This is a genomic window from Sphingomonas sp. Leaf412, assembly GCF_001425405.1.
GTDB lineage: Bacteria > Pseudomonadota > Alphaproteobacteria > Sphingomonadales > Sphingomonadaceae > Sphingomonas.
The window spans coordinates 131,871-156,039 of sequence record NZ_LMQP01000002.1 but is presented as its reverse complement, the minus strand read 5'-3'; the positions used below and the strand labels follow the sequence as shown (position 1 = coordinate 156,039).

Here is a 24,169-nt window from a genome sequence, read left to right as displayed (position 1 = left end):
ACCACGCTCATTCCGCGTCGGCCCCGTGCTGCTCTCCCGGCGCGCGCCAGACCAGATTCCCCAGCTGGTTCGTGTCGATATCGCGGCGATCGTCGGGCATCACGCCCAGCATCGCGCCGGTCCGCGCGATCACGCGGCTGACCACCGGCGCCGCGGTGTAGGCCGCGGTCGTCTGGAACGAGTTCGCCGCGACGCGCTTGGGCGAGTCCATCATCACCAGCACCACATAGCGCGGTGCGTCCATCGGGAAAGCCGCCGCGAACGTCGACACGTTGCGGTTGCGGTCGTAACCGCCGCCCGACGCGGCCTCGGCCGTGCCGGTCTTGCCGCCGACGCGATAGCCCGGCGCCTCCGCCTTGCGCCCGGTGCCGTCCAGCACGATCAGGCGCAGCAATTGCCGCATGCGATAGCTGGTCGCCTCGCTGATGACGCGGCGGCCCTGCGGCACATGGCCCGGCTCCACCTTCAGAAGCGTCGACGGGCGCCAGACACCGCCGTTGACCAGCGCGGCATAGGCGTTGGCGAGGTGCAGCGGCGTCACCGCGATACCGTGGCCGTACGCGGTCGTCATCGTCGTCGTGCGCGCCCAGAATTTGGGCCACAGCGGGCCGCCCTTCTCGCGCAGTTCGATGTCGGGCTTGGTATCGAAGCCCAGCTTACGGAACATCGCCTCCAGCCGCGCGCGCCCGACCAGGTCGGCGATCCGCGCGGTGGCGACGTTCGACGAATGGATCAGCGTTTCCGGGATGTTCAGCCAGCGGTTCTGCGAATGGTCGTCCTTGATCCGGAACCGCCCCACCTGCAACGGCGCGGTGGCGTCGAAGCGGCGGCTCATGTCGGTGACGACACCCGAATCGATCGCGACCGCCATCGTGATCGGCTTGAACGCGGATCCCAGCTCGTACACCGACTGCGTCACCGAATTGCGCAGCTGTTCCGTGCCCGCCATGCCGACGCGATTGGGGTTGAACAGCGGCAGCGACGCCATCGACACGATTTCGCCCGTCCGCACGTCCAGCACGATGCCCGCGCCCGCGCGCGCCTGCATCGCGGCCATCGCGCCGCCCAGCTCGCTCTCCATCGCCGCCTGCACGCGCGCGTCGATCGACAGCGCGACGGGGGTGCCCGATGTCGCGGGGTTCGTCAGCCGGTCGTCCAGCGCGCGCTCGATCCCGCTCTGCCCGTGCCCGTTGCTGATGAAGCCCAGCGCATGCGCGGCGAGCGATGATTGCGGGTACAGCCGCTGCGTTTCGCGCTCGAACACGATACCCGGCTCGCCGATCGCGTTCACCGCCTCGACCAGCGCGGGGCTGGCGCGGCGATTGAGATAGGTGAAGCTGACCGGCTTGGTGATCTGCGCGTAGAACGCCGCCTGATCGCCCTTGTCGGGCATCAGGTCGGCCAGTTTCTGCGCGATCGTGGCGGGATCGCCGATCAATTTGTCCGGATGGACGCCGATCGTCCACGCGTCGATCGTGCGCGCCAGCGGCGCGCCGTTGCGATCGACGATGTCGCCGCGCGCCGCGGTCAGCGCGCGCGCGCGATCCGCGCCCCCGCCCTCCAGCACGCCCAGCAACGCCAGCCGCCCGACGACCACCGTCACCGCTGCGGCGAACAGCAGCATCAGCACCATCAGGCGCAGGTGCTGCGTCGCCAGCAACGCTTGACGCTGGTCCTGTCCGCGCGCGCCGCGGATCGGCCGGGCGGCCAGCGTCGTCAACGCAGGCGGCCGCGTTCGCTGCGCGCGCCGCTCAGCAGGTCGCCCAGCGTGGTGTCGGACAGCAGCGACTTGTCGAGCATCGCCACCGCGCGGATGGCGCGAGGGCGCTCGTTCCCGGTCGCGGACGCGGGCTGCGCCGTCACCTTCATCGCCATCCGGACCGCGGCGACCTTCACCATCCGGGGCAGCGGCGCCGCGGCGGCGATGGCAACGGTCGACACGGCGGTCGAAGCGGCGGGCGGGGTGGCGGCGGGGGCAGAATGGACGGCAGGCGCGGCGGCGACCGATGCCGGGGTCAGGACGGGCGCGACGGGGGCGGCGGGCACGATCAGCGCGGCGGTGCGCAGCTCGGGCTGGCCGGGCATGATCGCCGTCGGACGCGGCGACAGCGCGGCAAGCGCGCCCTCGTCGGAGACGAACTGCGCCGCTACCGGCACGGTCAGCGCCAGCGTGTCGCCGTTCCAGCGCTCCAGCTGCGCCAGATTGGCGCGCACGTCGAATTCGGTCTCCAGCGCGCGGATATCACGCTCGGCGGACACGATCTGGCGGTCGATCTGCTCCAGCTTCTTGCGCTCCGCCGCCACCTGCGACGAGACGAGGTAGAAGCCGATGGCCGCGAAGGCACAGCTGCCCAGCCACCCGATCCCCTTCAACCGATACATCGCCGCCATGTTACGCCTCCTGCCAGGGTGCCGCCGCGGTACGCCGCGCGACTCGAAGTGTTGCTGAACGGGCGCGCGGATTCGCGGCGACCTCGGCCTCGCCCGCGCGGACGGCGCGGGCGGTGATCTCGAAACTGGGCGCCTGCATCGCCGCCGCGACCGGCGCGTGGCGCGATCCGGCGGGAGCGCCGCCCGAACGGTCGCGCAGGAAGCGCTTGACCATCCGGTCCTCCAGACTGTGGAACGTCACGATGGCCAGCCGCCCGCCGGGCTTCAGCACGCGCTCCGCCGCGGCGAGGCCCTGCTCCAGCTCCTCCAGCTCGCGGTTCACGTGGATGCGGACCGCCTGGAACGCGCGGGTCGCCGGATCCTTCTTCTCGTGCGGGCGATGGCCCAGCGCCCTGCGCACGACCGCGGCGAATTGCGCGGTCGTCTCCAGCGGTCGCGCGGCCACGACCGCGCGCGCGACGCGGCGCGATTTCGGTTCGTCGCCGTACTGATACAGGACGTCGGCGATCGCCGACTCCTCCGCGTTGTTCAGGAAGTCCGCGGCCGATTCGCCCTCCCGGCTCATCCGCATGTCCAGTGGGCCGTCGGACTGGAAGGAGAAGCCGCGCTCCGCCCGGTCGAGCTGCATCGAGGACACGCCGATGTCCATCGTCACGCCGTCGACCGGGGCCAGGTCGCGCGCATCGAGTTCGCGGTCAAGGCGCGAGAAATCGGACGCGACCAGCGTCAGGTTCGGCTCGGCCTCCGCCAGCGCGGCACCCTCGGCCAGCGCGTCGGGGTCGCGGTCGAACGCCACGACCGCGGCACCCGTCGCCAGGATCGCACGGGTGTAGCCGCCCGCGCCGAAGGTCGCGTCGACATGGCGCTCGCCGGGGGCGGGGGCGAGCGCGGCGACGACTTCGGCCAGCAGGACGGGGACGTGCGGGGAAACGCTCACAGCACGATCCCCTTTTCCTCGCATGCGAAGGCGCATGCCTCCTTGATGAAGGCGTCGACCTCGGCGGTCTCCATCAGGACGCGCGGGGACCAGATCATCATCCAGTCGAACGATCCGTGGAAATAGGCCGCATCGTCGATCCGCGCATATTTGCGCTCGAACGCCGGCAGGATGAAACGGCCCGACCCGTCGAAGGGTAGCGGCTCGGCGCCGCCGGCGCGGTCGAGGATGTTCCAGTCGTTACGGCCGGAGGCGGCCATCTGCGCGACGTTGATCGTCTCCAGCTTCGCCTTCCACAGCGGCACGAAGCCGGGATCGTAGGCGATCAGGCAGCGATAGGTGGGGTGCGGCGCGACGATGACGGTCCCGCCATCCTTGCCGTCCTCGCGCGGGGCGTTCTGGGCCAGGTTGGCGCGCAGGGTGTTCGGGATGGCGACGCGACCCTTCGACGGGTCGACGAGCCCCAATCCCTTTCCCTGATAGTCCACCCTGTCTGCCACGCCCACCTCGCAACCGGACACAGGATTCCGCGCCCCGCGAACGGCCATCGCCGGCCGCGGATGTGTCGGTCTTCAGACAACGCTGGTCCTGCCCCCAATGTCGTAGACAAAGGTGTATCAGGGAGATCGGGGGAAGAAAAGGGAGGATCGGGGAAAGTCGGGGATCAAGCTCGAATTTTCTTCGTCATGCCGAAAGCCTTTGGTCGCAATCGACACGAATGCCCGCCTGCGCCGGAAAACCACCGCACGACGTCACGGAACATATAAAGAACATTTGGCGATTGCGCGAGGATTTGGAGCGCTTCCCCGGATTTCCCCGACGCGCCCGGTGATGCTTCACTGCGCGGGCGTGGCCTGCGTCGCGGGCGCCGCCGCGTTGCCGGTCGCGGGGGCGACCCCCATCTCGACCAGCGGCTCGCTCCCGGCAACCGATGCCACCGGGGCATCCGCCATGTTGGCGACGACGTCCGGACGCGCGGCGCCCGCGGCGGTGACGGGCTGTTCGCGGTTCACGGTGGCCAGGATCGCGCTCGCCAGCCCGATCAGCAGGACGACGGCGGCGAGGCCGACAAGGCCGACGCGCGCGCGCTGGCGCACCTGTTCGGCATGGGATCGATCGGGCGGGAGCACTGTCATTCGTCGTACGGCTCTACCCGCTCGCCGCGCATGTGTCGATTCGCGTCAGCGGGGCGGCCGGACGAGGCCCTTCGACGCCAGCCAGGCGGGATCGTACAGCGTCGACAGATAGCGGAAGCCCGTGTCGCACAGGATCGTGGCGATACGCTTCCCCGGCCCCAATTCTCGCGCCAGTCGGACGGCGCCCGCGACGTTGATGCCCGACGACAGGCCCAGGCACAGCCCCTCTTCGGACAGAAGCCGGTCGGTCCAGTCCAGGCCTTCCTGATCGCCGATGCGGAACTGCGTGTCGATCGGCGCGCCGTCCAGGTTGGCGGTGATGCGCCCCTGCCCGATCCCTTCGGCGACCGACGATCCCTCCGCCTTCAGCTCGCCGTGCGCGTAATATTCGTACAGCGCCGCCCCGTGCGGATCGGCCAGTGCGATGGTCACCGCGTCGTCCTTCGCCTTCAGGCCCATGCCGACGCCGGCGATCGTGCCCCCGGTGCCCGCGGCGCAGACGAAGCCGTCGATGCGGCCGTCCATCTGCGACCAGATCTCTTCCGCGGTGCCGAGGATATGCGCGCGGCGATTGGCGATATTGTCGAACTGGTTCGCCCATACCGCACCCGGCGTCTCCTCCGCGATGCGACGCGATGTGTGGACGAAATGCGCGGCGGACGAATAGGGCGCGGCGGGCACCGTCACCAGCTCGGCGCCCAGTGCGCGCAACGTATCCATCTTCTCCTTCGACTGCGTGTCGGGCATGACGATGATCGTGCGATAGCCCTTGGCGTTCGCGACCAGCGCCAGGCCGATGCCGGTGTTCCCCGCCGTTCCCTCGACGATCGTCCCGCCCGCCGTCAGCGCGCCGCGCGCCTCCGCATCCTCGACGATGAACAGCGCGGCGCGATCCTTGATGCTGGCGCCGGGATTGGCGAATTCGCACTTGCCGAAGATGTCGCACCCGGTCGCGTCGCTCGGCCCCTTCAGCCGGACCAGCGGGGTATTGCCGATGAGGGCGAGCGTATCGGCGACGAGCGGGGGGGCGGATGTCATGTGGCCTAGATGCGGCGGGCGCGGCGCGGCGGCAAGCGATGCGCGCTTTGTCGAGCGCAAGTGTGGCTGTCAGGCGACGGAGGTGGAAATGGGCGTGCAGCCGAACATCAAGGATCCCGACACCGTCCGTCTGGCGCGCGCCCTGGCAGAACGCAGCGGAAATAACGTGACCGAAACGATCCGCGCCGGGCTCCAGCAGGCGTCGGAGGAACGCGACGATGCTTGAACTCGTCCCGGTCACCATCCGCGCAGGCAGACATCGCGCGGCGGGCCTATCGCCCACCCCGCCCGACTGACCGTCTACGACTGCTTCGCCTCCGCGCTGGCCAAGGACACCGGCGAGCCATTGCTGGGCAAGGGCGACGGCTTCATCCACACGCACATCACCCGCGCGATCCGACAATGTTCATGCTATGTTCGCGGACATGGTCGAGTCGCCCGCCCTGCCCCCGCGCCCGCTGCGCTGGCTGTTCCTCGACCTGAACAGCTATTTCGCCAGCGTGGAGCAACAGGTGCAGCCCGCCCTGCGCGGACGGCCCGTCATCGTCGCCCCGGTCGGCTCCGACACCACCGTCGCCATCGCCGCGTCGGTAGAGGCGAAGCGGTTCGGCATCTCCACGGGCACGCCGGTGTGGGAGGCAAGGCGCCTCTGCCGCGACCTTATCGTCACGCCCGCACGGCACGAACGCTATGTCGCGTTCCACGACGCGATCGTGGCCGAGATCGAACGGCACATCCCCGTGACGAAGGTCTGCTCGATCGACGAGGTCGCGTGCAGGCTGCTGGACAATGAAAACGACCGCGATTCCGCGGTGGCGCTCGCGAAGCGCATCAAGGCGGGCATTCGCGCGCGGGTCGGCGCCTGCCTGACCTCGTCGGTCGGGATTGCGCCCAATCGCCTGCTGGCGAAGCTGGCGTCCGACATGCAGAAGCCCGACGGGCTGGTGGTGTTCGAGGAACCCGACCTGCCGCACGCGTTGTACGGCCTTCGCCTGCGCGACATTTCGGGCATCGGCGCGAAGATGGAGCGGCGGCTGGCGCGCGACGGCGTCAACGACATCCGGCAGTTGCTGGCGAGGCGGCCGCGCGACGCGGGCGACGCGTGGGGCGGCACCAACGGCGACCGGTTGTGGTATCTCCTCCACGGCGTCGACCTGCCCGAAAAGGGGACGCAGAGCCGGACGATCGGCCACAGCCACGTCCTGAGCCCGAACAAGCGCGGCTATGCGCCGGTCAGGCTGACCGCCCGCCGGCTGGCGTTGAAGGCCGCCAGCCGGCTGCGGCGCAAGGGGTATCGCGCGCGCCTGCTGGTCCTCCACGCGCGGTTCGAGGACGACAAGTCGACGTGGCGCACGTCGGTGAAACTGCCCGCGACGCAGGACAGCTTCGTCGTCCTCGACCGGCTGGAAACGCTGTTCCCCCGGTTGGCGGCGGAGGGCCGGTCGCACCGGCTCGGCTGCCGCATGATCGGCGTGACCCTGGCGGAGATCGAGGCGGTGGCCGGTGAACAGGGGTCGCTGTTCGCGCACCTCGATCCCGACGATCCGCTGGCGCGCGAAACCCGCGGACTGGCGCTGAGCCGCGCGATGGACGCGATCAACCGGCGCTTCGGGCGCAATGCCGTGTCGGTCGGGCCGTTGAACGGCGGGCGGCTGGATCGGGTGGGAACGAAGATCGCATTCGGGCGCATCCCGGAAGCGCACGAATTCCACGAGTGACCGCCGCAATGCGACATGTCGCCTTGACGCTCGACGGAGGTTGGGCGAAGCGGACGGTCGCTATGACCAAGCTTCCCCTCCCCTTCGCCGTCACCGCGTTCCTCCTGCTCGCCGGTTGCAATTCGCAGCCCGATCAGCCGCAGGTGATCGACACCAACCCCGATCCCATGGCCTCGACCCTGGCCAATGCCGCCCCGGTCGAACTGCCCCCCGCGATCAAGGCGGACAAGACCATGCGGTGCAAGGACGGCAGCCTTGCCTACGTCACCTTCTTCCAGGGCGACAAGCAGGCCGTCATCCGCACCGAAAAGGACGGCACCCCCACGACGTTGAAGGGGGCAGAGGCCGGAAAGCCGCTGACCGCGGAGGGCGGCTGGTCGATGACCGGCAACACCGATTCGGTCGAGATCAAGGTTCCGGGCAAGGGCAACCTGTCCTGCCACGCCTGATCCCCGCCGCCGCGACCGGCGCGGTGGACATGTCTTTTCTCGCGCGTCGCGGTCCGTCCGCGGCGCGCGTTCCATTTGTGCCGCTGCCGTGACCGGAACGGCCGCGGAGCCGCTAGACCCCGCGCTGCTGCTGAGCGCCTATTCGGTCGGCGTCTTTCCGATGGCGGACGCCCGCGACGCGGACGATATCTATTGGGTCGAGCCGCGACGCCGCGCGATCCTGCCGCTCGACCGCTTCCATCTGTCGCGTTCGTTGCGCCGGACGCTCCGCGCCGATCGCTTCCGCGTCACCGCGGATCGCGCCTTCGGCGCCGTCATCGCGCTCTGCGCCGAATCCGCCGCCGATCGCCCCGACACGTGGATCAACCGTTCGATCGAACAGGCCTTCCGCCGCCTCCACGCCATGGGCCGCGCGCATTCGATCGAATGCTGGGACGACGACCGGCTGGTGGGCGGTCTCTACGGCCTGTCGATCGGTCGCGCCTTCTTCGGCGAAAGCATGGTCAGCCGCGCGACCGACGCGTCGAAGGTCGCGATCGCGTCGCTTGTGGCGCGGCTGCGCGTCGGCGGGTTCACGCTGCTGGACTGCCAGTTCATGACCGATCACCTCGCGTCGCTGGGCGCGGAGGAGATCAGCCGTGCCGATTACATGGCGTTGCTCGGCGCGGCGGTGTCCGCCTCTACCGGCGACGGCCCGGCGGAGGGACGTTCGGGCGTGGCGGCCGGCGGCGATTTCCGCGCGCTCGATGCGCTGGGGGTCCCCGATGCGGCGGGCGCGGTGCCCGGAAAGGTCGTCGCGCAACTCCTGGTCCACACGTCGTAGACGGGGTGCAGGACCACGTTGTACGCGGGCCGCTCCTTGTACAGCCAGCCCGAGAAGGTCCGTCGCCACACCTGATCCGCGCTGCGCACGTCCAGCTGGACGAAGGCGCCGGTCAGCTGCTCGTTCTCCCACGGCGCGGTACGCTCGCACGCGCGAAGGCGGATGACGACGTCGCCGACGCGGATCGCCTGGCCCGGACGCAGCGTCACGTCGCGGCTGACGCCGTTGCGCTTGTTCAGCAATCCCAGCACGGCCACGCGCTGTGCCATCGGGGTGGCGCCGGCATCGACGGGATCGCCTTCGGTCGCCTCCTCCGCGACCGCACCGTCGTCGGCAGGCGGCGGCACCGCGGTCGAAACGCGTCGCGCGCCACCGTCATTACCCAGCAGCGTGACGCCGGTCCACGCCAGCCCCGCGCCCGCCACCACGATCAGCCCGCCGATCGCGAGCGCGCGTCTCACGCTTCCGGGTCCCAGGCCTCGTAATCGCCGGTCGCGGCGGCGCGACGGCCGCCCTTCTCCAGCGCCCCCGCGGGACGATAGGCGAGCGCGGTGCCGGTCATGTTCGGTACCGCGGGCTTCTGCCACGCCCGGACGGGGGGCAGGGCGCGGTCGTCGGGAACCTGATCGTGCTGGTGATGCAGCCAGCCGAACCATTCCGCGGGCACGCGGCTGGCATCGTTGGCGCCGACGTAGATGACGTAGCGGCGCGGACGCCCCGCGGTGTCGCTGCCGCCCTGCCAATAGGTGTTGCCGACCGCATCCTCGCCGACGCGGCTCATCCCGCGCAGGCCGTAGAGGATCGTGCCCCAGCTTGCGCCGGTCCACCAGGTGAAGGGGTTGAGGTTGATGCCCATCGTGCGGACGCCCTACCCCGCGGCGGGCGCGGCTTCAACCGCTACCAGCCGACCTTATCGCCTTCCCGCAATCCCAATTCGGCCGCACGCCCCGCGCGCAGTTCCAGCACCGCCGCGACCGGTTCGCCGCTGGTGACGGGAATTTCGGAAAAGGGGATCGTGTCCGCCCCGATCGCGGCGATCGTGCGGTCCGCGCGGATGAACACGATGTCGAGCGGACTGGGCGTGTCCTTCATCCAGAAGCTCGCCTCCCGCGGCGGCCCGCCATCGGCGGGGTAGGGGAAGAACAGCATGCCCGCATCGTCCGCCAGCGGCGGGCGGAACATCAGGCCGCGCTGCTGCTGCGCCGGCGTCTTCGCCAACTCCACGCGGAAGGCATGGCGCGTTCCCCCACTCTCGATCGTCAGGGGTATGGTCGCGGACGCGGTGCTGGATGCTGCATCGGGCGCCTTGCACGCGGACGGGGCCGCCAGCAGAAGTGCCGCGAGCGCCAGCCGCCGGATCATTCGGGCACCGCCACGGTCACCGCCAGCGGCCCCTTGCGCCCCGGCACGATGCGCGCGCGCAGCGGCTGGTCGGGTACGATATCCTCGATGCCCGCGCGGCGCATCGTCTCCATATGGACGAAGATGTCGCCGTCGCGCGTCGTCGACACGAGGAAGCCGTAGCCCTTCAGGCGGTTGAACCACTTCACCGCCACATCCTCCCAGTCGCCTGCCCCGTCGGTCGCGGCGGGATCGACGCGTTCGCGGTCGCGTTCGCGCACGGTCTCGACCGCGCCGCTGGTGTCGACCGCGACGATCTGCGTCGCCTGCCAGCCGCGCGCGCCCTGCACCGCCAGCGCCTCGATCCGCGATCCTTCCGGCAATGCGCGCCGCCCGAACGACTGGAGGACGCTGAAATGGATCAGGACATCGCCGATCTCCGGACCGTCGTCGATCGGGTCGGCGACCATGAAGCCGAACCCGCGCGTCGCGTCGAACCATTTGAGCACGCCCGACAGCGCCACGGTCCCGGGGGCCGTTGCGTCAGTATCCCGGCCGGCTAAGGCATCGCGATCGCCGGCGGGTGCGGATGTTTCGTCTCGCACGTCGCGTCGTCCCCTGTCCGCGACGCATACTGAATTAACCACGGGGCACAAGCCGCCCTCATTCGATTTCGGGGACCTCCCCCGGCGCCGCGTCGATCAGGCGCCGGGCGATGGACAGGTCGTGACCCGCGCGCAGCATCTGCGCCAGCTGGCGTGCCCGCAGGCGCGCGTCGGCGGGTTCGGCCGCGAAGGCGCCGATCCGCTTGCGCCGCGCCAGTTCCAGCGCGCGCCCCCACGCCTCCTCGCGCGCGTCGTGCAGCGCCGGCCCCGCGTCGTCCGGCGTGACGCCCGCGACGCGCAGGACATCGGCCACCCGGCGCGCGCCATATCCCCGCCGACCCAGGGCGGCGCCCTTCATCACCGCATATCCGCGATCGTCGACGTAGCCGAGCGCCGCCATCCGGTCCGCCACCGCCGCCGGATCGGCCGGTCGGTCGCCCGCCCAACCCCGTTCCCGGACCTTGCGATACAGATAATCCGCCAGTTTCCCGCGCGTGGTGGCGAAACGCTCCACGTACCGCAACGCCAGCCGATCGAGCGCGACGGCATCCAGGGGCGGCGGCGGCGGCGGCGGCGGGCGGTCACGACGGGTCACGCCATGTTTGTGCCACACTGACCGTGGATTTTGTCATTCGATTTTGGATGCCTGCGCCTGCGCGCATCCGGCCGTTCGGGTTGCGGAGGTTCCGCGCGACAGGGTTTGCGATGTTGATGACGAATGAAACCGCCATGCTGCCGACCCCGACGGCCGACACGCTGCCGCGGCGGTTCAGCGACTTCGCGACGCTGGGCGAGGCGCTGGACTATGCCGCGAAGGGGAACCGCGGGCTGAACTTCCACGACGCCCGCGCGACGCTGGTGCGCGGATATTCGTTCGCCGAACTGCGCGACGACGCCGTGGCCGCGGCGCATCGCTTCGCCGCCGCCGGCGTGATTAGCGGTGATCGTGTCGCGCTGGTGGCGGAGACGGGGGCGGAATTCGCGCAACTGTTCTTCGGCGCGGTACTGGCGGGCGCGTGGCCCGTCCCGCTGCCGTTGCCGACGTCGTTCGGCGGTCGCGAATCGTACATCGACCAGTTGCGCGTCCAATTGGCCAGCTGCGATCCGAAGGTGCTCGTATACCCGCAGGAGATCGCCGCGATGGCGGGCGCCGCGGCGGACGCCGCCGGGGTGGAGGGCATCGCGTGGGAAGATTTCCTGGCGCGCCCGGCGGTCGCCGCCGCCTTGCCCGCCGCGACCGCGGACGACGTCTGCTACCTGCAATATTCCAGCGGTTCGACGCGCTTCCCGCACGGCGTGGCGATCACGCACCGCGCGCTCCTGTCCAATCTGGCGGCGCACTCGCACGGCATGCAGATCGCGGACACCGACCGCTGCGTCTCGTGGCTGCCGTGGTATCACGACATGGGGCTGGTCGGCTGCTTCCTGTCCCCGGTCGCGAACCAGGTGTCGACCGACTATATGAAGACGGAGGATTTCGCGCGGCGCCCGCTGTCGTGGCTCGATCTCATCAGCCGCAACCCGGGTACGACGCTCAGTTATTCTCCCACTTTCGGCTACGACATCTGTGCCCGCCGGATTTCGAGCCAGACGAAGGCGTCCGACCGTTTCGACCTGTCGCGCTGGCGCGTGGCGGGCAACGGGGCGGACATGATCCGTCCCGACGTCATGCAGGCGTTCGTCGACGCCTTCGCCGACGCAGGGTTCCAGGCGACGGCCTTCCTGCCCAGCTACGGCCTGGCCGAATCGACGCTGGCGGTGTCGCTGATGCCGCTGGGCGAGGGCATCCGCGTCGAACTGGTCGAGGAGACGGACCTGTCGGGCGGGCACGCCGTGGGCGACCGGCCGCAGCGGTTCCGCGCGATCGTGAATTGCGGGAAGCCCGTGCGCGACATGGAAATCCAGGTGCGCGAGGAAGACGGCACGCCCCTGCCCGACGGCGCGATCGGGAAGGTGTGGTGCCGCGGTCCCAGCGTGATGCTGGGCTATTTCCGCGACGACGCGGCGACCGCGGCCTGCATGAAGGACGGTTGGCTGGACACGGGCGACATGGGGTACATGTCGGACGGCTACATCTTCATCGTCGGCCGCGCGAAGGACATGATTATCGTCAACGGCCGCAACCACTGGCCGCAGGACATCGAATGGGCGGTCGAGCAGCTGCCCGGCTTCAAGGCGGGTGACATCGCCGCCTTCGCCATCACGACCCCCGGTGGGGAGGAGACGCCCGCGGTGCTGGTGCAATGCCGCAGCTCGGACGAGGACGAACGCGTCCGCCTGCGCGACGAGATCAGGGAACGCGTGCGTTCCGTCACCGGCATGAACTGCGTGGTGGAACTCATCCCCCCCCGAACCCTCCCGCGCACCAGCTCGGGCAAGCTGTCGCGGGCGAAGGCACGCAACCTGTATCTGTCCGGCGAGATAAAGCCCTACGACCTGGCTGCCTGACGCCACGCACGGCAAGTCGCCGTGCGGAAACGATTAATCAACCTCGGTCAGCCTATCGTGGCAGGCGTGAGCGTCTCTCCTGCCCCCAAATCGCCGCATCCCGCCCATGACCGGGCGTTGCCCCTGCGTGCACTGATCGGACTTCGCGACGGCGACGATGCGGCGATGTGGGGGCGGATCCGCGCGGCCCAGCTGCACGCCGGACGGCAGATGGTGTTGTTCCTCCTGGCCGCCAATCTGGTCAGTGCGGCCATCATCGTGACGATGTTCGGCGCGGTGATCCCGGCCTGGCAATTGTGGGGCCACGTCGGCGCGATCGCCGCGATCGCGGTGGCGGTGACCGTGCGGCGCCTGCGCACGCCCGATTCGCCCGACGGCTACGCCTCCGTCGCCGACCTGCGCCGGACCTGGCCCGAGGGGCTGGCGCTGGGCCTGGCATGGAGCGTCGCGCCGCTGATGCTGGGGCCGGACGCCGACGCCGCGACCGCCCTCGGGCTGTGGATGGTCCTGTCCGTGCTGATGACCGCGGCTGCGGTGGCGATGGCGCCGCTGGTCCTGGCGGTCGGCCTGTTCATCGGCGGGATCGCCGCCGCCGTCGCGCTGCCGCTGGCGTTCACCGGCAATTATATCGCGGCGGCGGCGGTGACGCTGTTCGCCGCTTTGCTGATCCTGATCGCGATCGGCCGCGCACGCGGCCTCGTCGACCTGCGCGGGTCGGAACTGACGCTGGCGGACCGTGACGAGACCGTGTCGATGCTGTTGCGCGAGTTCGGCGACGCCGGCGCCGACTGGCTGTGGGAAACCGATGCGGCACGGCGCATCGTGAAGGCGTCGCCGCGCTTCGCGATCGCCTGCGGCGTCGAACCGGGCGCGATCGACGGCACGCCGTTCCTCCAGGTCCTCGCGGGATCGACATGGGAAAGCGGCGACGTGTCCCCCGCCCTGCGCGACCTGTCCGAAAAGATGCGTGCGCGGCAGAGCTTCCGCGACCTGGTGCTTCCCGTCGGGATCGGGGGGAAGGAGCGGTGGTGGTCGATCGCGGCCAGCCCGCGTTTCGACGGCACGGGCCAGTTCGCGGGGTTCCGCGGCGTCGGTTCCGACGTGACCGAACAACGCCTCACCGCCGACAAGATCGCCCGGATGGCGCGGTTCGATCCGCTCACGGGGCTGCCGAACCGCCTGTCGGTGAACGAGGCGCTGACCCGGGCGCTGGAGGAGGCGACGCACTGGCAGTCCCGCTGCGCCTTCATGATGATCGACCTGGATCGCTTCAAGGTGGTGAACGACACGCTGGGCCATCCCGTGGGCGACCGGTTGCTGGGGCGGGTATCGGAGCGCCTGGCGCGGCTGACCACCGACGGCGATATCGTCGGGCGCCTCGGCGGCGACGAATTCGCGGTCGTGGTGCGCGACGCGCGCGACGGCGAACGGGTCGAGCGGCTGGCACGCGCGATCATCGACGCGCTGTCGCAACCCTATGATCTGGACGAGCATACGTTGTACATCGGCGCTTCCGTCGGCGTCGCCACGTCGCCACGCGACGGCAGCACGGCCGAGACGCTGGTGCGGTCGGCGGACCTGGCGCTGTATCGGTCCAAGGATCGCGGCGGCGGCGTCTTCCACGCCTACGAACCGCAGTTGCACGTCGCGGCGGAGGAACGCCGCGTGCTGGAGATGGCCCTGCGCAAGGCGTTGCAGAACGGCGAACTGCGGCTGCAATACCAGCCTGTCGTCGCCGCCGCCGATGGCGCCCTGCGCGGTTTCGAGGCGCTGTTGCGGTGGGAGCATCCGACGCTGGGCAACATCCCCCCCGCCAAGTTCGTGCCGATCGCGGAGGAGACGCGGCTGATCGGACCCATCGGCGAATGGGTGGTGCGCAGCGCCTGCGCGGAGGCCGCGGGCTGGTCCGGCGACCTGTCGGTCGCGGTGAACGTATCGCCCGAACAATTGCACAGCCCCCAATTCGCCGCGACCGTGGCGTCCGCACTGGCGCAGACCGGCCTGGCGGCGCATCGACTGGAACTGGAAGTGACCGAAAGCGTGTTCCTGCGCGAGGGGACCGGCGCGGTGCGGGTGCTCGAACGTATCCTCGACCTGGGCGTCAAGCTGAGCCTCGACGATTTCGGAACCGGTTATTCCAGCCTCGGCTATCTGGCGCGCACCCGCTTCTCCACGATCAAGATCGACCGCAGCTTCGTCGCCGCCGCCGCGCAAGGCGTACCGGAGCCCGTCGCGATCATCCGCGCCGTCGTCGCGCTGGCGAACAGCCTCGGCATGGCCACGACCGCGGAGGGCGTGGAGACGGAACGCGAACTGGAGACGATCCGTGGCCTCGGCTGCACCCGGATCCAGGGCTATTACTTCGGGCGTCCCCTGCCCGTCGCGGAGGCCCGCGCGCTGGTCGAACGTCGCGCCGATGCGTCGCGAGCGGCTTGACGACATAAAATTGCGCGGTAACAGGGGGCGTGTAGGAGTGTAGCTCAGCTGGTTAGAGCATCGGTCTCCAAAACCGAGGGTCGTGGGTTCGAATCCCTCCACTCCTGCCATCCGTCCGTCGCTAGAGGCTTAGCTTCAGCCCCAGCGTATAATAGCCGTCGCCGACATTCCCCTTCACGCTGACCAGCGGCAGCAGCGGGAGCGCGACGGTCGCGTAGGGCGTGGCATCCCCCTCGCCGACGCGCACGCCGCCGCCGATCGTCGCCAGCAACGGAACGGCATAGGTCGCCTCCACTTTCCCCACGACGCGCGTGTCGCCGTCCGCGACGAAGGCGCCCACGACGGGGGTGAGGCGGAAGCCCGCGGCGCCGATGCCGTAGCCGACGCCGATCTCTCCGCCCCAGCGTCCGTCGGCACGCGCGCCCGCGCCCTCGACGGATATCTGCGCGGCGGCGGGTGCTGTCGCGGCACTGGCGGCGACCGCGGCCAGGATTGGAAGGAACTTCATCATCGTCGCCTCATCTTCGATATTTTGGACACAGTTCGATCGCGATCGAAATTTTCTTCTGTCACAAATGGTGGCGCTGCGATGCGGTAATCGCTAGGGTCCGTCATCGAGCGGTTGATCTGTTGCCCTGCTGGGGAGCGTTTTTTCTGTTCGCGCGTTCGACACCGACGCCGCGTTGCGGCGCGACTACGAAAGGACAATGCATGCGTTCGTTTCTCGCCGGGGCCGCTGCCCTCACCCTGATGGCCTCGCCGGCGCTTGCTGCCAACCCGGCCGCCAGCCTCTCGGTCGCCAAGTCGCGCGCCGCGACGGCAACCTCGAAGAACAACGAGCTGGCCGGCGCCGGCATCTTCGGCGCGATCATCCTGGCCGGCATAGCCGCCATCGGCGTGATCGCGATCGTCAACGACAGCGAAGATTCGGACAGCAACTGATCCGTATCGACGCTTGACGCGATCGGGGGTCGCGCGTCCACGGGCGCGCGACCCCTTTTTCGTGGCGGCGGCCCTGTCCGCCCGCCCCTGTCCGCCCGCCCCGTCCATCGGCCCGTCTGCCCGCCCTTGCCTCCCGCCTGCGCAGTCGCTAGATGCGGACGCCATCCGACAGCACGGACGGCCCCCACGCCTCTCGGTTCCGACCGGAGGGGTGGCGGACCCATGTGCGGGACATGTTGTTGCAAGAGGCTGAGACCATCGTGGCCAAGACGTCCCCGACCGAATTCATCCGCCAGGTCCGCGCCGAGACCGCGAAGGTCGTATGGCCGACCGGGCGCGAAACGATGATGACCGGCGTGATGGTCGTCATCATGACCACGGTGCTGGCCCTGTTCTTCCTCGCGGTGGACTCGCTGTTCAACGCGATCGTGAAGGGCCTGCTGAGCCTGGCGCAGTAAGCCGATCCTGCAACGCTTGTCCGACTGAACGCGATTTTACGGGAAGATACGTCATGGCGCGCTGGTACATCATCCACGCCTATTCCGGGTTCGAGGGCAAGGTCCGCGATTCGATCATGGCCGAGGCCACCCGCATGGGGCTGGAACAGCTGGTCGAGCAGATCGAGGTTCCGACCGAGACCGTGACCGAGGCGCGCCGCGGCAAGAAGATCGCGGTCGAGCGCAAGTTCATGCCGGGCTACGTCCTGGCGAAGCTGAACATGAACGACGACGTCTACCATCTGGTGCGCAACACGCCCAAGGTGACGGGCTTCCTGGGTTCGTTCGGCAAGCCGCAGCCGATCAGCGAGGCCGAGGCGGCGCGGATGCTGAACAGCAAGGAAGAAACAGCCGCGGCGCCGAAGCAGAAGGTCAAGGTCGACTACGAGATCGGCGATGCGGTGAAGGTGCTGGAAGGCCCGTTCGCCAGCTTCAACGGCACGGTCGAGGAACTGGACTTCGACAAGTCGCGCGTGAAGGTGTCGGTATCGATCTTCGGGCGCGCGACGCCGGTCGAGCTGGAATTTGAGCAGGTCGAGCGCAGCAAGTAAGGGCGGGCGCAGCGCGGGCGGCGAGCCGCCCGCCGCGACCGGCGCGAGGAACTTGCGCCAGCTATTGCACGATGCGGCGCGCATAAGCGCCGTCGGGTGATCCGCAGCGCCAGGCAGACGACCAGCCCGTCCTTGAACGCGTGGTTTGCCCGCGTGTGCCCGATTCAATTATTATTCCGCAACCAGTTCGGGGCCAGCGCCCTGACCCGACTTCGCTGTCCGTCGTGAGGACGTTCTGCGTGGACAATCACTTGCGTCGGCAAGACTATTCACAGGCCATCACGCAACCCCATCAGACAATACCACTCAAGTGTTTTCATCCGCGCGACCACCAGCAGGCGTTAGCAGCACTTACTATATTTTCATCAAATCTGGTTGTTCGCCTGTTACAGTATAGCTGAACTTCAATTTGTATTTTGGTTCACGTCAATGGCGCATTCCTCATTAGCAACGCGCTCTACGCCATTCTCATCCTTATAAGAAATTCTCGTACAGACGGCTCCTGACAAGAAACATCCAGATACTCCTCTAATTACTTCTGTAATACATATTCTATAGGCTAGCGATCCTGAGCCGCCATATGAACAAGAATTTCCGTTAGGAACCACCCTAGTGCAGTTCCCACAAACCTGTTGCGCGTTCGATGGAGCCGCCGACATCATCTGCATTACGACGATAAAAATACCCAACAGTTTTTTCGATATAGCATCTATTCCTCCACTCGATATCCTACTTCCACAAATAGGCGATAATTACGTATCCGTCTTTCTGATTTGACATATCCGAGAATGCTACAGTCCCTCGCACATTTTCTTTTTCGCTTACATCGGATATGATACTAACTATACTTGCGTTCTGCTTATTAACTTCCTCATAGAATTTGTCTGTTGGTCCATCCTTTCTTATTATTATTTGGCATATTTCAGATTTGCATAATATTGAAGCCTTTGCTGAACCCGGCTTTGACAGTCTATTGAAGTCTATCACAATCTGATTAGCTACCGAATTTTCGAGAAGGTTATTCTCCGAACTATCATTCAGAAACCGATTGCGGAGAGCCGCAGGGGACCTCATAGTCGATTCGACCCCCTGCATTTTACTGTCTTGCGAAGATCCGTCCCATAATTTCGATAGGATCGTTTGATTATCAGGAAGATATCCGTGTCCGGCGCTGGGTTCGAAAACCCCGATAAAAGAGGCGGTTAGGTATAAAAATAATTTCATTTCTTTCCTTCTCCCTGCCGATCCCGCGTGACGAGATTAATCCTATGCTGGGTCTTTGGGTGCGTAAAGGGATTGTTCGCAGACAGCTTGGTACCTACGCGCCAACTACCATCGTCTAAGTATTTCCCACCCGCCAGCCCCCGAACAGCGCCTTGCCCGGATGCCTGCGCCGCACGCGACCGTTCGCGGTGGCCACCGGTGCTTCGTCGCCCGCCTCCCCTTCCGTATCATCCCGCGCAGGCTCCCGATCCATCGCCGCCGCCACCTGCGCCAGATCGGGGAGCACCGGGGGCGGCGGTTCGAAGCGCGTGCGCCCTCCTGCAAGCGTCGCCGCCGCCGCGATCGCATCGTCCTCGCGGAAGCGGCGTTGCTTGGCGCGCCAGACCGTGGCCACGCGTTGCTGCATCTCCTCGCTCGTCTCGTACGGCAGGCGGCGTTCGTGGTGGAGATAGCCCCATAGTTCCGCGGTGCGATGATGCAGGTGGAGCAGCTGGAGCGCCTGATCCGGGGTCATCGGCGGCATCGCGGGGGCATCGTTGTGGCGCCAGTCGTCATCGGCGTGCGCCTCCGCCAGCGTGCTGTCGAGGAGGGCGAGTTCGAGACGTTCGTAGCCCCGCTGGATCGCCAGCCGCATCTCCCGCGCGAACCCGTCATGCTCGCGGGCGCGGGCGTAGAAGGCGGCGTGGCTGAAGCCCGCGGCGCGTGCCGACAGGCGGACGTTGGCGCTGGCGGACAGTGCCGACAGGAACGCCTGTTCCGCGGCGCGGGTCAGGCGGCCGGGGCGATGCGCGCGCAATTGCACCTTGCCGGATTTCAGGCGGACGAGGCGGGGCGCCTCCCGCACCGGGGACGCGGCCGGATCGGCGAGCCGCGCCTGCGCGACCGCGAGCGCGGCGTCCCAGGCGGTGGCGAAGGCGGGGTGCGCGGCGCGCCGCTTGAGCATCTTCGCGCGGCCGATCCCGGTGGCGCGTGCGGCGGCGTGCGCATTCCCGGTGGCGCGCAGCGCGGCGAGGAAGGCGCGATTCTCCAGCGCCTGGACGCGGGTGAGCGGGCGGGGACCGGCGGGCGCGGGCATCGGGGGGAGGTCTGCGGCGGGTGGGTGATTTTCAAGGGGCTACCGTTCTTTTTTTGTTCCGCCGGGCGATGAACCGGTCGATCGCACGGTTGCTTTCGGACACACACTCGGCTACGCGCGCCACCTTCCAGCTTTACGGATGGAAACCCCGCGGGAGGGCGCATCGTGCGCCTGCTCGAACCGCTAAACTTGAAACAGAGTGAGTGAGGCTGCCTCATGGCGAAGAAGATTACCGGCTATATCAAGTTGCAGGTGCCCGCCGGCGCCGCCAATCCGTCGCCGCCGATCGGCCCCGCGCTGGGTCAGCGCGGCGTGAACATCATGGAATTCTGCAAGGCGTTCAACGCGCAGACCGGCGACATGGAGAAGGGATCGCCCCTCCCCACCGTCATCACCGTCTACGCCGACCGTTCGTTCAGCTTCGTGACGAAGACGCCGCCGGCGTCGTTCCTCATCAAGAAGGCCGTGAACCTGAAGTCGGGCTCGAAGGAGCCGGGCAAGGTGTCCGCGGGCAAGATCACGCGCACGCAGCTGAGCGAGATCGCGACCGCGAAGATGAAGGACCTGAACGCCAACGACATCGAGGCCGCGACCAAGATCATCGAAGGTTCCGCCCGCGCGATGGGCCTCGAAGTGGTGGAGGGCTGAGATCATGGCATTCACGAGCAAGAAGCAGAAGGCGATCACGATCGACCGCGAGAAGCTGCACGGCGTCGATGAGGCGATCGCGCTGGCCAAGTCGGGCGCGTCGAGCAAGTTCGACGAGACGATCGAGGTCGCGCTGAACCTGGGCGTCGATCCGCGCCATGCGGACCAGATGGTCCGCGGCGTCGTGACGCTGCCCGCAGGCACCGGCAAGACCGTGCGCGTCGGCGTGTTCGCGCGCGGCGCGAAGGCCGAGGAGGCGCTTGCGGCGGGTGCGGACGTGGTCGGTGCCGAGGACCTGATGGAGACGATCCAGGGCGGCAAGATCGATTTCGACCGCTGCATCGCGACCCCGGACATGATGGGCGTCGTCGGACGGCTGGGCAAGGTGCTGGGTCCCAAGGGCCTGATGCCGAACCCGAAGCTGGGCACGGTGACGATGAACGTCGCGGAGGCCGTGAAGGCCGCCAAGGGCGGTCAGGTCGAATATCGCGTCGAGAAGGCCGGCATCATCCATTCGGGCATCGGCAAGGCGAGCTTCGACCAGGCCGACCTGCGCCGCAACTTCGACGCGCTGGTCGATGCGGTGGTGAAGGCCAAGCCGTCGGGCGCGAAGGGCAAGTACGTGCGCAAGGTCGCGATCAGCTCGACCATGGGCGCGGGGATCAAGATCGACACCGCGGAAGTCGCGGGCGCGTAAGCGTCGCTTCTCGCGAGACGCCGACGGGGGCCGGGAGGGGAGACCTTCCCGGCCCCTTTTGCGTGCGGGTGAGATTTGCGGTCATAGCTGCGTAATCCCGGGTCTGAGCGGCGCCCATCTTCTCCAGCTCTATCGCCTATCGTGTCCCCGCGAAGGCGGGGACCCAGTCTGGACTCCCGCCTTCGCGGGAGCACGAGGAAGCTTGGCGAAGCGGTCCTGTCGGACGGGTCGGGGGCCCCGTCGCCTTGGGGTCCACGGTCACGCGGTATCGATGGTGGCGGATATGCGGCGCGGTGGATACCGGGACAGGCCCGGCATGACGGAAGGGTTTTGGCGGGGTCCCGACCCGATCCGGTTTCACCCCACCCCCGTTCGCCCTGAGCGGAGTCGAAGGGTACGCGTGGCGCATGTGCTTCGACGTCGCTCAGCACGAACGGGGGTGGGGTTTTCCTATCCCGATGTTCACGGAGGCAGGATTTGCCCCCCAATCCCTTACCCCAGCCGCGCCGACTGCGTCACCGCGGTGAATTCCGGCAGCGCCGCGTCGAAATAATGCAGCGCGGTGCCGTCGAGCGAGGCGAGGTAGAATTTGCCGTCGACCACCGCCATCACCGCACGGCCGCGGCGCCCGACCTGGTCGCCGCCGACGTAGGAATAGTCGAACTGCAACCCCGGCCGCCCCAGGAAGGTCGCCGGTGCCACGGCGTCGGCGGTGAAGACGGTCGCGCCCGCCTTGATGCGGTAGAAGCTCTCGATCATCGACACGAGGTCCTGCGGCGACATGTCGGCGCGGAAGACGGGGACCTTGCGGTCGTCCTTCTTGCGCTGCTTCGCGATCGCCTGCCCGTCCGGCAGTCCGGCGACGAAGCCCATCGAATCGAGCAGCGGCCCGTTCTCGGTCCAATTCTCCTCCCAGGCGATGTCGTAGCCGCCCTTCGGGATCCGGTTCCACGCCATGCCCGGCGTCACCGTCATGCCGCCCTTCGCGACCGATACCGGCGCGGGCGGAACCAGCGCATATTTCGCGCCGCAGCCGGACAGCGCCAGAAGGGCGGCCGCGAGCGCGGCGAGACGACGACGGTTCATGCCCCGATTCTCCTTCATTGGGCGAGAGTGAAGCGGACCATGCCCGCGTCGTTGGCGGCCGGTCGCGCCGCCAGGTAGCGCGACAGCGCGTCCTTTCCCGCGGCGCCCTGCCCCTGTTTCAGCAGCGCGTAGCCGTGCGCGCGCCACGCCTCCGCCGGTGCGTCGGTCAATGCCACGGCCTGTGCATAGGCCGCGGATGCGCGGGCCGCGTCGCCGGCCTCGTCGCGCAGGCGATACGCCTCGCCCTCGTTGTAGCGCAGCAGCCCGGTCCAGCCGTCCCCCGCCAGTGCGTTGACGAGGTACAGGCTGGCGCCCGGATCGTTCAGCCGCACCTGCTCCGCCAGCAGGTCGGCGCGGATCGGCGCCATCGCGTCGTTCCACCGCGCCTTGCAGGCGTCATAGCGTCGGCCGGTCACGACGACATCGCGCAGTTCGCGGCTCGACGCCGAAAGGTCGGCCAGCCGCAGCGCATTGGCGGGATGCGTCGACAGCGCCCCGGCGCTGCGGTCGCGATACTTCTTCCGCCGCGCCGCGGCGCTTGCCCGCCGTTCCGCGATCAGCTGCGCCCAGACCTCGCCCGCGGCCTCGGGCGGATAGCCGGCGGTGTCGATCAGCTTGACGCCATAGGCATCCGCCTCGCGCTCCTGATCGCGGCCGAACCGCAGCATCGACAAAGCCAGCGAGCCGTTGATCGAGTCCGCCAGGTCGATCCAGCTTCGGCCGTCGCCGCCGATCCCCGCGGTCACGCCCGCGCCGATCGCGGCGCCCGCCTGCACGAACGCCATGATCGCGCTCTTGGTCTTCGTATCGCGCCATTGCTGCAACGAGTGTCGCCGCAGGTAATGCCCGCATTCGTGGCCCAGGATGGCGGCGAATTGCGCCTCGTCCCGCATCCGCGCCAGCAGGCCGGTGTGGACCAGCATCATGCCGTTGGGTGCCATCGACGCGTTGAAGTCGGGATCGTGGACGACGTAGACGCGCGTCTCGCGCGCGCGGTCGCCCATCACGCGGTCGACGACGTCCTTCGCATATCGCTGGACCGCGGGCGATTTCACCAGCAGCTCGCTGCTCGACACCTCCTCCTCCAGCCGTTCGGACGCGTGCCAGATGCCGCGTTCGTCGGTGTCGGTGGGGCGAAAGCCGGGCGGCGCCAGCGCGGTCATCGATGCGGGCGCGATCCGCGCGTCCGCGGCGGCGGCGCTGCCGCCGTGGAAGGCGCAGGCGCAGGCGCCCCCGGCAACGAAGCCGCGGCGCGATACGACGGTCATCGCAGTCATCGCGTCGCGGTGGATACGGGGCGCGGGTCGCCGTCCCCCTTCGCGTCGCGGCCCGGCTTCATCCGGCCCAGCAGGTTGGCGACCATCCTGTCCGCGCCATCCTGCTCGCGGATGTCGCCGCTGCCCGACGACAGGGTGTTGAACCACACCACGCGCCCGGTCTTCAGGTCGACGAGCGACGCAAACGCCTCCTGCCGCCCGCCGCCCGGCATCAGGCAGACGCCGACCATGCAGCCCAGGAACGCCACCGCCTGCACCGCGACGCGTCCGGTGCTGGCGAAACTGTCCTGTGCGCGCACGAACAACGCATAATCGTAGCCGGTCGCCTGCCCATAGGCGACCGCATCGCGGCCGAGCGTCCAGTCGAAGCGGTCCTTCTTCGTCGGCAGTTTCAGCCCGGCATATTTATGCGTCGCGATCGACCGGCCCACCGCGGCGTGGAGCCGTTCGAGGTCCGCCACCCGCGCCGGATCAGCCCCGGCCTGCGCGCGAGTGGAGACAATCGTCACCGCGCCGCCGCGCCCGACCTGCTGGCGCTCGATCGATGCGACCAGATTGGCGCGCGCCTGCGTCGTCCATTCCTCGCGCGGTTCGAATCCGCCGCCGGTCGTGATCGATCCGACCGACACGTCGGGGCGCATCACCACCAACCGGTAGCTGCCCTCCGGCGGCACGAAGCCCGTGTCGGCCATCTGCTTCGTATGCGTACACGCCGCCAGGACCATCGCGGCCCCCGCCACGACGATCGATCGTCCCGCCCCCATCCGGCATTCCCCCCTGCGCGCCATCCCCATGGCACCCGCGCATCATGCCGAAGCATCGGTGTTTGTGAAGCCGTCGGGCAGCGCCC

The 24,169-nt window shown here is 68.4% G+C and carries 26 protein-coding genes, 1 tRNA gene and 1 pseudogene; 12 read left to right on the top strand and 16 right to left on the bottom strand.

Annotated elements, in window-relative coordinates:
* Nucleotides 1-7: 7 nt before the first annotated feature.
* The 6 genes from ASG29_RS05165 to ASG29_RS05140 form a co-directional block, all read right to left on the bottom strand.
* A complete protein-coding gene (locus ASG29_RS05165; protein ID WP_055981245.1) occupies nt 8-1,720 on the bottom strand; it encodes a peptidoglycan D,D-transpeptidase FtsI family protein in 1,713 nt (570 codons plus the stop codon).
* Nucleotides 1,717-2,391, bottom strand: a complete 675-nt coding sequence (locus ASG29_RS05160) for a hypothetical protein (RefSeq protein ID WP_055981241.1) — start codon at nt 2,389-2,391, stop codon at nt 1,717-1,719. The genes ASG29_RS05165 and ASG29_RS05160 overlap by 4 nt, the downstream gene beginning before the upstream one ends.
* A 1-nt stretch (nt 2,392) precedes the next feature.
* A complete protein-coding gene (rsmH, locus tag ASG29_RS05155) occupies nt 2,393-3,352 on the bottom strand; it encodes a 16S rRNA (cytosine(1402)-N(4))-methyltransferase RsmH (protein WP_055981238.1) in 960 nt (319 codons plus the stop codon).
* Entirely contained in the window at nt 3,325-3,828 is a 504-nt protein-coding gene (locus ASG29_RS05150; RefSeq protein ID WP_055982246.1) for a division/cell wall cluster transcriptional repressor MraZ, read from the bottom strand. Before ASG29_RS05150 ends, rsmH begins: the two co-directional genes overlap by 28 nt.
* Before the next feature lie 336 nt (nt 3,829-4,164).
* The gene (locus ASG29_RS05145) at nt 4,165-4,464 is read right to left on the bottom strand and encodes a hypothetical protein (protein ID WP_055981235.1); all 300 of its coding nucleotides are present in this window, start codon (nt 4,462-4,464) and stop codon (nt 4,165-4,167) included.
* A gap of 45 nt (nt 4,465-4,509) precedes the next feature.
* Nucleotides 4,510-5,502: a cysteine synthase A gene (locus ASG29_RS05140; protein ID WP_055981232.1), complete on the bottom strand. Its 993-nt coding sequence runs from the start codon at nt 5,500-5,502 to the stop codon at nt 4,510-4,512.
* Between the two features lie 88 nt (nt 5,503-5,590).
* On the opposite strand from ASG29_RS05140, the gene ASG29_RS16990 reads away from it, so the two are divergent.
* The 4 genes from ASG29_RS16990 to aat all read left to right on the top strand — a co-directional run bounded on the left by ASG29_RS16990 (nt 5,591) and on the right by aat (nt 8,492).
* Nucleotides 5,591-5,728, top strand: a complete 138-nt coding sequence (locus ASG29_RS16990; RefSeq protein ID WP_162242939.1) for a type II toxin-antitoxin system VapB family antitoxin — start codon at nt 5,591-5,593, stop codon at nt 5,726-5,728.
* Nucleotides 5,729-5,927: 199 nt separating this feature from the next.
* The gene (locus ASG29_RS05135; RefSeq protein WP_235532784.1) at nt 5,928-7,220 is read left to right on the top strand and encodes a type VI secretion protein ImpB; all 1,293 of its coding nucleotides are present in this window, start codon (nt 5,928-5,930) and stop codon (nt 7,218-7,220) included.
* A 62-nt stretch (nt 7,221-7,282) separates the two neighbouring features.
* The gene (locus ASG29_RS05130; RefSeq protein WP_055981226.1) at nt 7,283-7,669 is read left to right on the top strand and encodes a hypothetical protein; all 387 of its coding nucleotides are present in this window, start codon (nt 7,283-7,285) and stop codon (nt 7,667-7,669) included.
* Between the two features lie 160 nt (nt 7,670-7,829).
* The gene (aat, locus tag ASG29_RS05125) at nt 7,830-8,492 is read left to right on the top strand and encodes a leucyl/phenylalanyl-tRNA--protein transferase (protein ID WP_055982243.1); all 663 of its coding nucleotides are present in this window, start codon (nt 7,830-7,832) and stop codon (nt 8,490-8,492) included.
* A 35-nt stretch (nt 8,493-8,527) separates the two neighbouring features.
* Here the strand turns inward: aat and ASG29_RS17810 are convergent.
* From ASG29_RS17810 to ASG29_RS05105, 5 genes and pseudogenes are all read right to left on the bottom strand, one after another.
* A pseudogene (locus ASG29_RS17810) lies at nt 8,528-8,761 on the bottom strand (DUF2155 domain-containing protein); the annotation flags it as partial.
* Between the two features lie 188 nt (nt 8,762-8,949).
* Nucleotides 8,950-9,348 (bottom strand): NADH:ubiquinone oxidoreductase subunit NDUFA12, encoded by a 399-nt coding sequence (locus ASG29_RS05120; RefSeq protein WP_055981224.1) that lies wholly within the window; start codon nt 9,346-9,348, stop codon nt 8,950-8,952.
* Between the two features lie 41 nt (nt 9,349-9,389).
* Nucleotides 9,390-9,854 carry a DUF192 domain-containing protein gene (locus ASG29_RS05115; RefSeq protein WP_055981222.1) on the bottom strand — a complete coding sequence of 155 codons (465 nt, stop codon included), beginning with the start codon at nt 9,852-9,854 and terminating at the stop codon, nt 9,390-9,392.
* Nucleotides 9,851-10,357: a cold shock domain-containing protein gene (locus ASG29_RS05110; protein ID WP_235532783.1), complete on the bottom strand. Its 507-nt coding sequence runs from the start codon at nt 10,355-10,357 to the stop codon at nt 9,851-9,853. The genes ASG29_RS05115 and ASG29_RS05110 overlap by 4 nt, the downstream gene beginning before the upstream one ends.
* A 139-nt stretch (nt 10,358-10,496) precedes the next feature.
* The gene (locus ASG29_RS05105; RefSeq protein ID WP_055981220.1) at nt 10,497-11,033 is read right to left on the bottom strand and encodes a regulatory protein RecX; all 537 of its coding nucleotides are present in this window, start codon (nt 11,031-11,033) and stop codon (nt 10,497-10,499) included.
* Between the two features lie 116 nt (nt 11,034-11,149).
* Here ASG29_RS05105 and ASG29_RS05100 point away from each other — a divergent pair, with 116 nt between their 5' ends.
* From ASG29_RS05100 to ASG29_RS05090, 3 genes are all read left to right on the top strand, one after another.
* Nucleotides 11,150-12,886 (top strand): fatty acyl-AMP ligase, encoded by a 1,737-nt coding sequence (locus tag ASG29_RS05100; RefSeq protein WP_055982237.1) that lies wholly within the window; start codon nt 11,150-11,152, stop codon nt 12,884-12,886.
* Nucleotides 12,887-13,051: 165 nt separating this feature from the next.
* Nucleotides 13,052-15,322, top strand: coding sequence for a putative bifunctional diguanylate cyclase/phosphodiesterase (locus tag ASG29_RS05095; RefSeq protein WP_082515760.1), 2,271 nt, complete (start codon nt 13,052-13,054; stop codon nt 15,320-15,322).
* 33 nt (nt 15,323-15,355) lie between these two features.
* A tRNA-Trp gene (locus ASG29_RS05090) sits at nt 15,356-15,432 on the top strand.
* Nucleotides 15,433-15,443: 11 nt separating this feature from the next.
* On the opposite strand, the gene ASG29_RS05085 is transcribed toward ASG29_RS05090, so the two are convergent.
* On the bottom strand, nt 15,444-15,833 hold the full coding sequence (locus ASG29_RS05085) for a hypothetical protein (RefSeq protein ID WP_321163180.1): 390 nt from the start codon (nt 15,831-15,833) through the stop codon (nt 15,444-15,446).
* Nucleotides 15,834-16,033: 200 nt separating this feature from the next.
* Here ASG29_RS05085 and ASG29_RS05080 point away from each other — a divergent pair, with 200 nt between their 5' ends.
* The 3 genes from ASG29_RS05080 to nusG all read left to right on the top strand — a co-directional run bounded on the left by ASG29_RS05080 (nt 16,034) and on the right by nusG (nt 17,312).
* On the top strand, nt 16,034-16,264 hold the full coding sequence (locus ASG29_RS05080; protein ID WP_055981214.1) for a hypothetical protein: 231 nt from the start codon (nt 16,034-16,036) through the stop codon (nt 16,262-16,264).
* Between the two features lie 260 nt (nt 16,265-16,524).
* Nucleotides 16,525-16,722 carry a preprotein translocase subunit SecE gene (gene secE / locus ASG29_RS05075; protein ID WP_200932371.1) on the top strand — a complete coding sequence of 66 codons (198 nt, stop codon included), beginning with the start codon at nt 16,525-16,527 and terminating at the stop codon, nt 16,720-16,722.
* 53 nt (nt 16,723-16,775) lie between these two features.
* Nucleotides 16,776-17,312, top strand: coding sequence for a transcription termination/antitermination protein NusG (nusG, locus tag ASG29_RS05070; RefSeq protein WP_055981208.1), 537 nt, complete (start codon nt 16,776-16,778; stop codon nt 17,310-17,312).
* A 1,339-nt stretch (nt 17,313-18,651) separates the two neighbouring features.
* Here nusG and ASG29_RS05065 read toward each other — a convergent pair.
* Nucleotides 18,652-19,611, bottom strand: coding sequence for a hypothetical protein (locus ASG29_RS05065; protein WP_055981205.1), 960 nt, complete (start codon nt 19,609-19,611; stop codon nt 18,652-18,654).
* A 216-nt stretch (nt 19,612-19,827) separates the two neighbouring features.
* Here ASG29_RS05065 and rplK point away from each other — a divergent pair, with 216 nt between their 5' ends.
* Together rplK and rplA are read left to right on the top strand one after the other, a co-directional pair.
* Entirely contained in the window at nt 19,828-20,259 is a 432-nt protein-coding gene (gene rplK / locus ASG29_RS05060) for a 50S ribosomal protein L11 (protein WP_055981202.1), read from the top strand.
* Nucleotides 20,260-20,263: 4 nt separating this feature from the next.
* A complete protein-coding gene (rplA, locus tag ASG29_RS05055) occupies nt 20,264-20,956 on the top strand; it encodes a 50S ribosomal protein L1 (protein ID WP_055981199.1) in 693 nt (230 codons plus the stop codon).
* A 492-nt stretch (nt 20,957-21,448) separates the two neighbouring features.
* Here rplA and ASG29_RS05050 read toward each other — a convergent pair whose 3' ends face one another.
* From ASG29_RS05050 to ASG29_RS05040, 3 genes are read right to left on the bottom strand one after another with little or no spacing between them, the layout of a single operon-like run.
* A complete protein-coding gene (locus tag ASG29_RS05050; protein WP_156457897.1) occupies nt 21,449-22,042 on the bottom strand; it encodes a hypothetical protein in 594 nt (197 codons plus the stop codon).
* A 14-nt stretch (nt 22,043-22,056) separates the two neighbouring features.
* Entirely contained in the window at nt 22,057-23,319 is a 1,263-nt protein-coding gene (locus tag ASG29_RS05045; RefSeq protein ID WP_082515656.1) for a M48 family metallopeptidase, read from the bottom strand.
* The gene (locus ASG29_RS05040) at nt 23,316-24,083 is read right to left on the bottom strand and encodes a hypothetical protein (RefSeq protein WP_055981191.1); all 768 of its coding nucleotides are present in this window, start codon (nt 24,081-24,083) and stop codon (nt 23,316-23,318) included. Before ASG29_RS05040 ends, ASG29_RS05045 begins: the two co-directional genes overlap by 4 nt.
* Nucleotides 24,084-24,169: the final 86 nt, after the last annotated feature.

Bases quoted from the DNA above. Each gene is read 5' to 3' on its own strand.
- ASG29_RS05160 (WP_055981241.1), bottom strand. From the start codon at position 2,391: ATGGCGGCGATGTATCGGTTGAAGGGGATCGGGTGGCTGGGCAGCTGT.
- rsmH (WP_055981238.1), bottom strand. From the start codon at position 3,352: ATGCGAGGAAAAGGGGATCGTGCTGTGAGCGTTTCCCCGCACGTCCCC.
- ASG29_RS05145 (WP_055981235.1), bottom strand. From the start codon at position 4,464: ATGACAGTGCTCCCGCCCGATCGATCCCATGCCGAACAGGTGCGCCAG.
- ASG29_RS05140 (WP_055981232.1), bottom strand. From the start codon at position 5,502: ATGACATCCGCCCCCCCGCTCGTCGCCGATACGCTCGCCCTCATCGGC.
- ASG29_RS16990 (WP_162242939.1), top strand. From the start codon at position 5,591: ATGGGCGTGCAGCCGAACATCAAGGATCCCGACACCGTCCGTCTGGCG.
- ASG29_RS05135 (WP_235532784.1), top strand. From the start codon at position 5,928: ATGGTCGAGTCGCCCGCCCTGCCCCCGCGCCCGCTGCGCTGGCTGTTC.
- ASG29_RS05130 (WP_055981226.1), top strand. From the start codon at position 7,283: ATGACCAAGCTTCCCCTCCCCTTCGCCGTCACCGCGTTCCTCCTGCTC.
- aat (WP_055982243.1), top strand. From the start codon at position 7,830: ATGGCGGACGCCCGCGACGCGGACGATATCTATTGGGTCGAGCCGCGA.
- ASG29_RS05120 (WP_055981224.1), bottom strand. From the start codon at position 9,348: ATGGGCATCAACCTCAACCCCTTCACCTGGTGGACCGGCGCAAGCTGG.
- ASG29_RS05115 (WP_055981222.1), bottom strand. From the start codon at position 9,854: ATGATCCGGCGGCTGGCGCTCGCGGCACTTCTGCTGGCGGCCCCGTCC.
- ASG29_RS05100 (WP_055982237.1), top strand. From the start codon at position 11,150: ATGACGAATGAAACCGCCATGCTGCCGACCCCGACGGCCGACACGCTG.
- ASG29_RS05095 (WP_082515760.1), top strand. From the start codon at position 13,052: ATGTGGGGGCGGATCCGCGCGGCCCAGCTGCACGCCGGACGGCAGATG.
- ASG29_RS05085 (WP_321163180.1), bottom strand. From the start codon at position 15,833: ATGATGAAGTTCCTTCCAATCCTGGCCGCGGTCGCCGCCAGTGCCGCG.
- ASG29_RS05080 (WP_055981214.1), top strand. From the start codon at position 16,034: ATGCGTTCGTTTCTCGCCGGGGCCGCTGCCCTCACCCTGATGGCCTCG.
- nusG (WP_055981208.1), top strand. From the start codon at position 16,776: ATGGCGCGCTGGTACATCATCCACGCCTATTCCGGGTTCGAGGGCAAG.
- ASG29_RS05065 (WP_055981205.1), bottom strand. From the start codon at position 19,611: ATGCCCGCGCCCGCCGGTCCCCGCCCGCTCACCCGCGTCCAGGCGCTG.
- rplK (WP_055981202.1), top strand. From the start codon at position 19,828: ATGGCGAAGAAGATTACCGGCTATATCAAGTTGCAGGTGCCCGCCGGC.
- rplA (WP_055981199.1), top strand. From the start codon at position 20,264: ATGGCATTCACGAGCAAGAAGCAGAAGGCGATCACGATCGACCGCGAG.
- ASG29_RS05050 (WP_156457897.1), bottom strand. From the start codon at position 22,042: ATGAACCGTCGTCGTCTCGCCGCGCTCGCGGCCGCCCTTCTGGCGCTG.
- ASG29_RS05045 (WP_082515656.1), bottom strand. From the start codon at position 23,319: ATGACTGCGATGACCGTCGTATCGCGCCGCGGCTTCGTTGCCGGGGGC.
- ASG29_RS05040 (WP_055981191.1), bottom strand. From the start codon at position 24,083: ATGGGGGCGGGACGATCGATCGTCGTGGCGGGGGCCGCGATGGTCCTG.